Consider the following 12,478-nt stretch of genomic DNA (forward strand, 5'->3'; position numbering starts at 1 on the left):
GAGTAATTTTACTCACCAATAGCGCCCTGCGCAATAAAAAGACTAAGCGAGAAAACCTCGAATTTCTCTACTTACTTATTTTCTGTCTTACGAGCTTTCTTCTCGGCCTTCTTTGCTTCTTTTGCGGCTTCACACGCAGCAACTTTTTCTCCAAGCTTTTTATCGGTCATACCTACCACCTGGCGCTCAACACGCTTGCGGATGGGACGCAACTTTACAAAGCTAAAAATAACCGAACCAAAGATGAACACATACGCAATGATAAGCGCAATGGCAGACACAAGCCCAACCCCTGAGCCAAGGTTTCTGGCTTCAGGAAATGCCGTCGTTAGCACAAACGTCACTATCGTTGCAGCAAAACCAATACCTAAAATGACCCACCAGATACGCTCGACCCGGTGATACTCAGGATCGTTTCTCAGCAAAATCTCAAAGCCGCGATTTCTAAAGTCATCATGCGCACGCTCGCGCTGCCGAGCAGCACGTTTTTGCTCTTTTGTTGTCGGGGTGCCACCCTTGGCTGACTTAGACCCCGAAACACTTGAAATGCGCACAGAAGCCGCCGCTTCACGAGAAGGCTTGGCGGAAGCAGCAGACCTGCGCGGAGCATATTTAACCGTCTGTCCGTTGCTCTTCTCGCTCTCTTTTTGTGATTTCTTTGACGCTACTGATGCAGCGGTTTCCTGTGCTTCTTCAGCAGCACCTTTAATCGTGTCACGCAGTAACATGGGACTCCTTCATTGACTCGAATTTGGTACCAGTAATAATCTCAAACGCCGTTTGATAACGCTTGGATGTTCCCTCAATAACCTCTTGCGGAAGATGCGGAGGCTCACCCTGCATATCCCAATGCGCCTTCAACCAATCGCGCACATACTGCTTATCATAGCTTGGCTGAACGCTTCCCGCAGTATATCCCTCAGACGGCCAAAAGCGGCTTGAGTCAGGCGTAAGACACTCATCAATGAGGGTAAGCTCTCCGTCGATAAAGCCAAACTCAAACTTTGTGTCTGCAATAAGAATGCCCCTTGTTGCGGCATACTCTGCGGCAGCTTTATAGAGCTCAAGCGATGCCTCACGCAAGCGCTCTGCGACATCTGCTCCGACAATCTCGGCACATCTCTCAAACGAGATGTTCTCATCGTGCTTTCCCAGCTCCGCCTTAGTCGAGGGCGTAAAGAGCGCTTCGGGAAGCTTTGAAGCCTCATGCAGCCCTTCGGGAAGTTTAATGCCACAAACCGTACCGTCTTGATCATACGTCTTCTTACCTGAGCCGGTGAGATATCCTCGAACAATACACTCAATCGGAATGGTCTTGGCTTTTTTAACCAGCATTGCTCTTCCGGAAAGATACTCGGCATAAGGTACAAAGGAGGCCGGTATCTTATTGGGAAGCACGGAAAGCATGTGATTGGGAATCAGGTCTTTAAAGCGCTCAAACCAAAATGCGCTGATTCGAGTTAAGACCTCACCTTTATACGGTATTTCATCCGGAAGAATAACGTCAAAAGCGCTGATGCGATCACTTGCCACCATAAGCAACTCATCGCCGCAATCATAGATATCACGAACTTTTCCGTGAGAATCAGGACGCAATTTGTCAGACACGCTTACCTCACTTCTGCACATGCGAATCTTTACCGACTTTGATTGTAAGCCAACAAAGGAATAAATTGAGGGCGGTATGCAATCATTACGAAATTTTCTAGTTCAACCCCATACGAGATGCCTATGTATGCGGAATATGGAGTGAAAACGTCGTTCCTCTCCCCAGTTCCGACTCGATTGAAATGGTCCCATTGTGGCGATCGAGTATTTCTTTCGTAATGGAAAGGCCGACTCCAAGGCCTCCTGACGCACGCTCTCTGCTTGAATCGGAACGCCAGAATCGCGAGAAGGTCTGCGGTATGTCTTCCTTCGCAATGCCTATACCGGTATCTGAAACAGAAATGACAACATCTCCCCGGCTCTCTTCAACGGTAACGCTTACCAGACCGTTGACGTCTGTATAGCGCATGGCATTACTCAAAAGATTGACAATCGCCTCTCGAATCATGTCGGCATCAACTTTCACAAAGCATTGATCGCGCCCCGTTTTATTAATAAACTGCAGGCAGATTTTACGTTCTCGGAAAAGTGGCTCTTGAGATTTGACGAGACTCTGTACCAAAGCAATAAGGTCATTTTTCACGGGACGGATTGAAGTCGAGCCATTTTCAAGCCGCGACAGATGCAGCATCGCATCAACCAAGCGAGAAAGACGACGCGCTTCGGATGCAACGTTTTCAAGCCGTTCTTGATCGGCTGGAAGAACTCCGTCCTGCATGGCTTCAACCGTAGCTAAAATGGCCATCAGAGGCGTTCTCAGCTCATGAGCCACATCGCTTGTCAGACGGTGTTCAAGCTTTAAGTCCTTCTCGAGAGCCGTAGCCATATCGTCAAATGTCTCTCCAAGACGTCCTAGCTCATCACTACCACGCACTCCGGAGCGCGCAGAAAGATCCCCGTTGCGAATCTGAAAAGCAGTGTTGGTAAGACTACTGATAGGTCTGGTGAGCGACCTTGATACCAAGTAACCGATGAAACATGCCAAAACAATGGCTCCGGCCGCTGCAAGGAAAAAGGAATCGTAGAACTCTTTGGACAAATCTTCATTCCACATATATACCAAAATGGTAATTAAGAGCAATGCCGTCATAAACGCCGTAATACCAAAGAAAAACGTAATGCGCGTAGAAAACGCACGTGGTTTTGATGGCTCAGGTTTAATCGTGTTCCACGAATGCTTAGACGATTCCTGACTCTTCTGATTTAGATGGGCATGACTTGGCATTGGTATGAAATCTACTCTTCAGCGGTATCACTATATGCGTTTGGAGCCGCCTCAAAACGATACCCAACTCCATGCACAGTAAATAGCCAGTGAGGATTGCGCGGATCGTCACCAAGCTTTGCGCGAAGATTCTTTACATGAGAGTCAATCGTCCGCTCATAGCCTTCAAAGTCATATCCAAGCACTTTTTCGACAAGCTCCATACGTGAATAGACACGACCAGGATATCGTGCCAGCGTTGTAAGGAGCTTAAACTCTGAGGCCGTTAGATCAACCTCTTCGCCTCTGATGAGTATTTTGTGACCCGAGATATCGATAGTAAGCGCTCCATACTCAAGCACTTCAGGCTGTGGCTCAGATTCTTTGTGCGCGCGACGAAAGAGAGCCCGAACTCGAGCTACAAGTTCGCGCGGCGAGAAGGGCTTGACCAAATAGTCATCGGCTCCAAGTTCAAGGCCAATAATGCGATCCTCAACCTCTCCTTTTGCAGTCAACATAATAATTGGGACATTGGAAACATCTCTGATTGCCCTGCAAACTCTCTCTCCTGATAATTTGGGAAGCATCAAATCAAGAATAACTAAGTCAAATGAGTGTTTCTGAAATTCTTCAACAGCGCTCTGACCGTCACCAACACCACGAACCGCATAGTTCTCACGTTCCAGATACGCAGAAACAGCATCGCGGATAACCGTCTCATCCTCGACAATTAAAATTCTTTTTTCGTCTGTCTCCATAGCTTCCTTTTGTCCTCCCATGAAAACGACAATACTTTCTATATGAAACGCTCAAGACCCACTTTAAAATAAATTCGTGAAACCCTATTTATCTTAACTCAAACTACTCAGTTCTTCTACAAAGGAAAGCACCGAACGCAAACCGATGCCGGATATCCGGAATCCGGCGCCTTAACGGTTGAAAACGTAACCAACGATGAGCTCGTTCCTTCACGAGCGGGAAATTCACCAAAATCAAGACTTCTGTCGGTTGCATAAAGCCAGCGACATACCTGCTTTTCAACATCAACAAGCACGTATGACGCTCGATTCTTCACAATATACAGGCCGTCTTTTCCCAGAGAACCTGTAAGAGGCTCCCTGTCAATACAGAGAACACCTTCCCCGCTTGACGGCAAAATGTATGTCCCCATTTGGCCCAAAAGACCACCGGAGTCATAGCTCTTCTCGATTGAAATAAGAAACTTCTCGCCAATTTGCGTGGCAAAATAGGGTTGAACCGATTGAGGAAGAATGATTTGATCAAGCTTTGTCTTGAGGTTGTCGCTTAACTGATATGCAACCACGCCATAGTAGACACCGGATCCGGCATTGACCCGCGGCGTTAAAACAACGACTCCATTGGATATGCTTGGCGCTGTCGCAAAACGCCCGTTTGACTCTACACCGGTTGTGGCCTGCGCATCTCCGACCTTCCACGCATAACAATACGATGCGTCGCTCCGCTTTTTTCCCTGCAGTGACGGCTCGACTATCCATACAATGGACGTACCGGATACCGAAAACAGAGCCGGATCATAATCAGACGTTCCCTGGTAGAGCGTTTGAACACTGCCGGTTAATTTTCCGTCGGAAAACTCAGAGACATACAGTGTCCAGTCTCTCGTGGATGTATCCAACTCAATCCACGCATACAGTGAGTCTGAGCAGCGAACATCGTAGATAACCGCAGTAGTGTTATTCATCTGTGTCTGCGATACCACGGGTAAAACTTCTCCTGAGGCAACCGAAAGCACCGATGCCATCACCAAAGGCGCCGCCGTTGCTCCAGCGGCAGTCAGAGGAATCCAATCACCTTCAGCGGGACGAAGCACGCTTCCCAGCGGCAATGTATACGATTGCGAAGGCTCTGTCGTATAGTCCTCAGACGAATACGCGTCAAGAACCTTTGTTGCCGAGTTTTTGTCAAGGACTAAAGACTTTCCCGAACCTTCATCGGAACTATGGTGACAGCCTGCCGAGACACCAATAACGGCAGAAACGATGCCACCTGCCGCAGTTGCCCGGAAGAAACCGCGGCGCGTGATACCGCCATGAGAATACGGGGCTTTAAATCTTCTCAAATCAGACAAATTTCACCCCTTTAATCCAGATCAAGGCGCTCAAGACGCTCAAAGAGAACCTTCGACCTTGTAAGGAACGACCATGGATCAAAAATGGTATCAAGCTGCTCTTTGGTGAGTGTGCATGCCGGATCGGCCTCAAGGCGCTCACGGAACGCAGGTCCGTCCGTTCCCTGCTGGATATCGCTCCATACCTGCATGGCGTTTGATTGAACAACCTTATACGCTTCTTCGCGAGTTATCCCCGTGTTTACGAGGGCGAGAAGAGCCTTGGACGAGAAAAGCATACCTCGTGTCTTATTGAGATTTGCTTTCATTTGTTCAGGGTAAAGCACCATACCTTCAAGCAAAAACTCAAGCTTGGTAAGCATATGGTCAAGAGCAATGAAACTGTCGGCTTGCGCAACGCGTTCGGCAGAAGAATGTGAAATATCTCGCTCGTGCCAAAGAGCCACATTGTCAAAAGCCACCTGAGCGTTTGCTTTTACCACACGGGAGAGTCCACAGATTTTCTCGGCAGTTATAGGATTGCGTTTATGAGGCATGGCCGAAGACCCCTTTTGACCCTTGCGGAACGGCTCTTCCGCCTCAAGCGTATCGGTTTTCTGAAGCGCTCGCATCTCGGTTGCAATCCGCTCACACGTTGCGGCCACCGTTGCAAGAACGCCTGCAAGGTAAGCGTGGTGATCGCGAGAAATAACCTGCGTTGAGAGTGGATCATGCGCAAGACCGAGCTTCTCGCACACATACTCTTCAACAAACGGATCAATTGAAGAGTAGGTCCCTACGGCTCCCGAAATTGCACCGTATGCAACATTCTTACGAGCATCCCTCAAACGATCAAGATCACGCTTAAGCTCCCATGCCCAGCTACCAAATTTCATGCCAAATGTCATGGGTTCGGCATGAATGCCATGCGTGCGTCCGACACAAAGCGTATCGCGCTCCTCAAACGCGCGCTGCTTGCAAATTTTTGCACAGCTTTGTACCCGACGAATCAAAATATCGCACGCCTGCGTGAGCTGATAACAAAGCGCAGTATCGCCAAGATCGGTAGAGGTCATCCCGTAGTGAACCCACCGGCTTGGTTTCGGTTCGCCATCTGAGATATCGGCATCAATATAGGAACCCATATTCGTAAGAAATGCAATCACGTCATGATTGGTCACCGCTTCAATCTCATCGACTTCCTCACGATTAAAGTTTGCGTGTGCGCGAATCCATGCGGCTTCTTCTCGCGTAATGCCAATAGTGCCTAACTCAGCTTGCGCTTCACAGGCAAGAACCTCAATCTCCTGCCAAATGGTATATTTGTTTTCAAGTGAGAAAATATGACCCATTTCTTTTCCGGTATAACGATCAATCACCTTGGATCTCCTCTGCTCTATTCCAAAAGACAAAAGGTCAGGTATCGTGTGATACCTGACCTTGAAGTTCCTGGTGGGCCGTTAGGGAATCGAACCCTAGACCTTGGGATTAAAAGTCCCCTGCTCTGCCATCTGAGCTAACGGCCCGTTATCTGTCAGGCGTGGCAATTTTACCACGCGCGTAGATAGTGTAACAGTTTTACTCCCAAGCCCACTGACCATTTACAAAGATTGGTGTTTCTTCTCCATTAACAGAAACTCCCCATATATTCAAATCATCCGTTCCAATCATGAAATCCACGTGGGTAGTGCTTTGGTTAATCCCATGGGCAAGAAGCTCTTCTCGACTCATATCAAGACCACCTTCAATACATTCAGGGAAGCCCATACCAAGCGCAAGGTGGCAACTCGCGTTCTCATCGTAGAGCGTATCGTAGAACAAAATCCCGCTTTGTCTGATGGGAGTGTTTTTTGAAATAAGAGCACACTCCCCTAAATACGACCCACCGTCCTGCTCTATGATTGACGTCAAGACGTCTTTTCCAATCTCGGCATCATAATCAACGACTTTTCCCTTTTCAAACTTAAACCAGAAGTTTTTTACAACCTGCCCAACATGAATAAGGGGAAGCGCTGAATATACAATGCCGTCCACTCGATTTCTATCCGGAGACGTAAACACTTCCTCCGTTGGGATATTGGGGAAAAACGCCACACCGCTCTGCGTTTTTCCAGCTCCACCGTCCCAAAGGTGTCCCGCATTCATGCCAATGGTCAGCTCCGTACCGTTCTCTGAACGATACACCAACCTATCAAATCGATGAGAATTCAAGAATCGTTTTGTCTTTTCAAATGTTGCGTTGTGTGTTTCCCAAGTGCTCTCAGGATCTTCTCCACTTGCCCGGGCAACATCCAAGATTGCAACCCAAAGACGATACACGGCTTCCGCTTCCGAAAGATTTGGGAAGACTTCTTTTGCCCAGGGAGCAACGGGTACACCCGCGATGCACCACGCATTGCGACCAAAATCCAATCCACTGCGAAACACGTCACAGTCAATGTTTCGCGCCCGGGATTCCGCCGCCGGTTTTGCCGGATCAATTCCCTTCAAAATATTGGGATCGCGTGCTTCCAAAAACAGGAACGCCGCCCCTTCTTCCGCAAGTGAATTGAGCTGTTCTTTTACCCATGAGGGAGTCTTTGAAAGTCTCTCTACTGATACGTTCTCGTACTTAATACGAGTTGATTCTGCGTCACTCCAAAGAACCGTTACAAATCCCGCTCCGGCGGCATAGGCAGCGCGCTCTATTCTTCTCGCAAAGTCAGCTATTTGAATTGGCGCGGAAACAACGAGACTCTGTCCCTTTTGGACCGCACAGCCCTTTCTTACGAGAAGCTCTGCGTAACGATCTATCTGTTCAGAGAGCGCATCCGTTGCAATCTTTGCCTCTTGATCAGTCATTGGAATCGGAGTCATGCTGTCCCTCTCATAAAGAAGGCCCCGAAGGGCCTTAAGTATCCTTGGAGCGGGCAACGGGATTCGAACCCGCGGATGATGGCTTGGGAAGCCATTGCCTTACCACTTGGCGATGCCCGCGTGCACAGTGCATTTTACCATAGTCAAGCAGACGCACTTTCCTCGTCTTCATGCTTTTCTCGTTTCTTACGCCGCTCTGCTTTGCGACAAATGTGAAGAATTTGTTTATCAAAGATTTGCCATATAGAAAGTTCTTCATCAAAGATGTAACCGGTTTTATCTCGAGAAGACACGTGTGCTTGACCTTACCTACCTTTTTGAAAACAAAGTGTTCGCGCAGACAAATACCGGTCAAAGAACGGTCAGAATCCGGTCAGATTGCTTCTTTAGCATTCTTTTCACCTATTGAAAGGAGTGTCATGAACGCTTGTACTACCCTCTTCACACATGTGCCATCTCTGTCGTCCAGCCTCCGCAAGAGACAACGATGCTTTGTCTTGCTCTCGTGGATACTGCCGCTTTTAATTGGCAGCGCTCTTTTGGTACAACTCTATCAACTCTGGCTTCCGCGCACGGTTTTTGCCAAAGAGTCCGAGACCATTACGGTAGCCGACCGTAAAGATTTTCCCGATGGTCGCAATATCCCTCAATGGATGGGATCAAACGGTGCTTTTCTCTACTGTGGGGATGAACTCAATAAAACAGGAGCTCAATATGGGGACACCCTCGCCGTTATGAATCCCGAGGATTATCACAACCTTAGAACCGCGGATGGCGCTAATAACGGATCATATAGCGAGCGTCAGCTGAAGGCGCTTGATTTTATCCTCTATCACGGTGCTCGCGGAGACCAACCGGAGAATTTAATCTATGGAATTTCCGCCGATTGGCGCGCACGCGAAGTAACACAGTTTGCCATCTGGGGTATCTTGCGCGGAGATCCTCATCTTGTAACCACCGTACTGCCTGAAGCAGGCATGGCGCGTGCTGCCGAAGCTTTGGCCAAAGACGCTCTTGCATACGCCGATTCCGGCGGAGGCGGGCCTGAGGAAGGCTCAGCAAAACTCCTTGTTCCTCCCTCAAACAGACAAGTTCTTCTTTTTATGACAACAAAAACCGAGGCCCCTAAAGGACAGCTCAAGATTAAAAAACACTCTGCACTCTCACAGAACATATTTCAGGAAAAGGCTCTCTTCTCCTTAGACAAAGCCGTATACGGCATCTTCTCCGATAAGGAATGTTCAACCAAAATCTGCGAAGTTGTCACCAACGGTGTCGGCGAAACCGATAGCGCCGAACTTCCTGAAGGGACATATTACGTCAAAGAAATACACCCTCCGCTTGGACATATGCTTGATCCGGCAATACATGAAGTAACCGTTGTCGGAAACACTGCCGTTGAACTCCCTTGCGAAGATGTTCCCTATGGCGCGACCGGACTCACCCTCAAAAAAGAAGATATGGAACTGCAAAGCGGTCCTCAGGGTAGTGCCACTTTAAAGGGTGCTGAGTTCAGTGTCTCATATTTCGCAAATACCGAAGGCACAACGGAGGGAAAGCCTTTGGCATCTTGGGTATTTACAACCGACGAACACGGTATAGCAGAGTTTAGCGAGAACTCAAAAGTACGCGGCGACGAGCTTCCAACTCACAATGGAGCTTCCTGGATGCCGCTCGGAACATACACGATTCAAGAAACAAAAGCTCCTGCGGGCTATACCCTTCCAGATGCCTCGCCCTCCATTTACATACTTTCACTTGAAGATGAAAAACCTGTTTGGAAAAAACTAAACGACGGAAACGCAACCTCACATGATGTTCAGTCCATTACTTTTAAAGATACCGTGAAGCTCGGAAGCCTCCATGTTACTAAACAAGCGCACGATCCTCTGTACACGGACGTACATGCTCCCGAGGTTACCCAGACGCCCTCTCTGAGCGGCGCTGAAATTGAAATCACCAATGAATCCGAGCACCCTATACTCTATAAGGGTATATGGGTAGCGCCTCACGAAAAAGTCGCTTCCATTGCTACCGATGACAGTGGTTCTGCACAAATCGATGGACTTCCCTTTGGTACCTATCAATTAAAGGAAGTAACAGCTCCCGACGGCTTTGCCCTTAACACTAGTTGGAATCCTATGGTCTCTGTATCTGAGGACCAAACAGTTGTAGAAGCTCCTCCTCTTGTTGATAATCGCATCTGCATGGCCACTGAACTTGCTACGTTGAACAACACACATGAGGCAACTGCCGAGAAGGAAATCAAACTGGTAGATCACGTCTCATACGAGGGGCTTACCCCTGGCCAAGAATATGAAGTAAACGTTGATCTCCATCCAGCAGGACAAGATCCTTCTCCCGAAAATAAGCTTTCTTCTGCCCACGTCACATTCACACCAGAAAAATCAGAGGGAACCGTTGATGTTCCTATAGCACTCTCCGGAGATAATCTTCCGGATGCGGTAACGGCACATGACACCATTACGCAACACGGTACAAACGTAACCTCTCACACGGACAAACACTCAAAATCCCAAACGGTCAATATCACCAAACCCAAAAAACCAGTCAAGAAAGAAGTTATCCCCTATACCGGAAACGAGAGTTTTACCATTCCCGTTATTGTTTGTTCGGGTGCAGGTCTTATTCTCTTTGCCTTCGTATCAAGCAAACATCGTGCATAGTTCAAAAGGAGCAAAACGAATCGATTCATTACATATAGAAGAGGTCGTATGAAGCACTTCATACGACCTCAAGACACTCACTATTATTTTCTTAGATTAGGAGCGTCGGATAAGCTCTGTAACAAGAGCTGCCACATCAACGCACTGTTCGGAATCGACATTCTCATAAACGTCAGTTGCCCGGCGACTCTGGGCAGGAAGTTTATTCTCGTCAAGTCCCATAAGAGTTACGGAACGAACTGAATTTCTCATCGCCTGTGTGCTGTCCGTAGAATCCCAGTCATACTCAGTAGTTGAGATATCAATGTGGAGATTGTCCGCTGCTGTTGTAAGCATGCGAATCATACGCCTATCCGCACGCCGCGTATTTATGGATCCCTCGTTTTTAAGAATGCTGAGCTGACCGGCACCAATACAATCAAGGTTAATGAGGAAGGCTCCGCGAATATCAGTTCTGTGTTTAGAGAGGAAATTATCCATGCCCGCATGATCAAAATCTGACGCGCCAAGAGCAACAAACCAAATGTCGTGAGAAATAAGCCTATCGTCCGTCATGGCAAGGATTGCGTCACGCAAATCTTCTGCTTCCGGTTTCTCGGACTTTGCTTCTTTATCCTGATCGGTCACCGCTCCGTCTTGAGACTCTTCCGAGGTATCCGCCGCACGAAGACCGTCACGCGTAGCTGCTCCGCCTTTCCAATCATCAGAAGGAGTGGTGTCTTTGCGTCCAAAGAGCTTAAACGAACGACGTTTTGCTTCTGGTGTTGGGGAGATGGGGGCAACTGTCTCTGAGTCAGTTTTGGGCAGTCTTTCTTCTTCCCTCTCTGCATCTTCTGTGCTTTGGTTATCTGCTCTGTCATACCGAGTATCATCCATATCCACAAACGGATCCACTTCGTCTCCGGATGGATCAGGAAGATCAAACAGAGAAGCGCGTCGAGCCAAGTTGTTCTTTTCGGCAACTTTTCCGGTAAGTGGAGCCGCTATCGTTGCATCAGCATCATCAGGAGTCTCTGCACCTTCAAGAGGCTTATCGACGTTCTGGTGTACCTGCTGCATGGTCGCATCGACTTCATCTTCAACCGTTCCTTCTTCAACAACATCCTTGAGCTCTGCGGTTTCGGTTGCATCAGGTGTTTGCTCGGTTTGTTCATGCTCTACGTACTCAATCTCGCAGTCTTCAGGAAGAATCTGCAAAGACTCAAGTACCTCTGCCCCACGACGTGTACCCTGGCTTTCAGGAGGAGTAAGAAGATATGTGGACTTAGAAGGACGCTTGGATTCAGGGCGACGTCCGGTTGGTCGAACATTTTCAAGAATGCCGAGCATGGCAGCCACAGAAGACTTGTTGTCGTTTGCGCCGATTGTACAGGGAGCGAACCGCTCAACGATTTTGGATACCGAAACAACAAGCACCGGAAGCGTAAGGACAATGCCTACAATCCAAAGAAATATCCGCACACCACTAGGAAGAAAGCGAAATATCTGCAATGCCGAACAAATAACGACCGCTGCAACGCAATACTTACTATATTTCTTTACGAGATATACATACTGAGCAACTGGAGTAGTGTAGAGGAAATTCTCATGTGGAGCATCATAGTGGGCGACAATAACAATAGGGCGATTTCCCTTTGTTACCAGTTCACCGGTAGCCTCATGCTTTGCCACAACGTTCTGACTCCGCATACGCGAGCCAATGCGTGCAAACACATTGTTCCCGTTAAGATACTTCAATACAAACAAAGCTGCAGCACCCAGCGTTATTACAACACCCAAAATAAAGAGAACCACATTGCTTAAACCCGAAAGGATGATGCCCACAAACAGAAGAATTGCAAAGAAGGCAACTTCTATGCCATTGCTTGAATGAACATCAAATTCCTCAACAGAGGGTTCAAGGCCGTGCTGACGAATCTCATCGGCAATAAGTTGTGCTGCCTGGAATTCCTCCTGGCTACCTGCTGGAGCAATGTCAATTTGCTCGTCAAGATAGTCCACATAGTCGTGTGTAATTGCCATACTGCTTTCCTT

The 12,478-nt window shown here is 48.1% G+C and carries 9 protein-coding genes and 2 tRNA genes; 1 reads left to right on the forward strand and 10 read right to left on the reverse strand.

Annotated features, from left to right (window positions below; all coding sequences use genetic code 11):
- Positions 1-71: 71 nt before the first annotated feature.
- From ATORI0001_RS03200 to ATORI0001_RS03240, 9 genes are all read right to left on the reverse strand, one after another.
- The gene (locus ATORI0001_RS03200; RefSeq protein WP_003148914.1) at positions 72-728 is read right to left on the reverse strand and encodes an APC family permease; all 657 of its coding nucleotides are present in this window, start codon (positions 726-728) and stop codon (positions 72-74) included.
- Positions 715-1,629: a phosphoribosylaminoimidazolesuccinocarboxamide synthase gene (locus ATORI0001_RS03205; protein ID WP_003149567.1), complete on the reverse strand. Its 915-nt coding sequence runs from the start codon at positions 1,627-1,629 to the stop codon at positions 715-717. The genes ATORI0001_RS03200 and ATORI0001_RS03205 overlap by 14 nt, the downstream gene beginning before the upstream one ends.
- Positions 1,630-1,729: 100 nt before the next feature.
- Positions 1,730-2,833 (reverse strand): sensor histidine kinase, encoded by a 1,104-nt coding sequence (locus tag ATORI0001_RS03210; protein ID WP_003149663.1) that lies wholly within the window; start codon positions 2,831-2,833, stop codon positions 1,730-1,732.
- Between the two features lie 11 nt (positions 2,834-2,844).
- Positions 2,845-3,570: a response regulator transcription factor gene (locus tag ATORI0001_RS03215; protein ID WP_003149543.1), complete on the reverse strand. Its 726-nt coding sequence runs from the start codon at positions 3,568-3,570 to the stop codon at positions 2,845-2,847.
- 116 nt (positions 3,571-3,686) lie between these two features.
- Entirely contained in the window at positions 3,687-4,922 is a 1,236-nt protein-coding gene (locus ATORI0001_RS03220; protein WP_003148921.1) for a hypothetical protein, read from the reverse strand.
- An 11-nt stretch (positions 4,923-4,933) separates the two neighbouring features.
- Positions 4,934-6,280: an adenylosuccinate lyase gene (gene purB / locus ATORI0001_RS03225; RefSeq protein ID WP_003149502.1), complete on the reverse strand. Its 1,347-nt coding sequence runs from the start codon at positions 6,278-6,280 to the stop codon at positions 4,934-4,936.
- A 71-nt stretch (positions 6,281-6,351) separates the two neighbouring features.
- A tRNA-Lys gene (locus tag ATORI0001_RS03230) sits at positions 6,352-6,427 on the reverse strand.
- Positions 6,428-6,479: 52 nt separating this feature from the next.
- A complete protein-coding gene (locus tag ATORI0001_RS03235; RefSeq protein WP_003149259.1) occupies positions 6,480-7,757 on the reverse strand; it encodes an aminopeptidase in 1,278 nt (425 codons plus the stop codon).
- Positions 7,758-7,802: 45 nt separating this feature from the next.
- Positions 7,803-7,877 (reverse strand) — tRNA-Gly (locus ATORI0001_RS03240).
- 299 nt (positions 7,878-8,176) lie between these two features.
- On the opposite strand from ATORI0001_RS03240, the gene ATORI0001_RS03245 reads away from it, so the two are divergent.
- Entirely contained in the window at positions 8,177-10,444 is a 2,268-nt protein-coding gene (locus ATORI0001_RS03245; RefSeq protein ID WP_003148968.1) for a SpaA isopeptide-forming pilin-related protein, read from the forward strand.
- A 96-nt stretch (positions 10,445-10,540) separates the two neighbouring features.
- Here ATORI0001_RS03245 and ATORI0001_RS03250 read toward each other — a convergent pair whose 3' ends face one another.
- Positions 10,541-12,466, reverse strand: coding sequence for a hypothetical protein (locus ATORI0001_RS03250; protein WP_003149335.1), 1,926 nt, complete (start codon positions 12,464-12,466; stop codon positions 10,541-10,543).
- Positions 12,467-12,478 lie beyond the last annotated feature (12 nt).

It is taken from the genome of Lancefieldella rimae ATCC 49626, from assembly GCF_000174015.1.
GTDB classification, from domain to species: domain Bacteria; phylum Actinomycetota; class Coriobacteriia; order Coriobacteriales; family Atopobiaceae; genus Lancefieldella; species Lancefieldella rimae.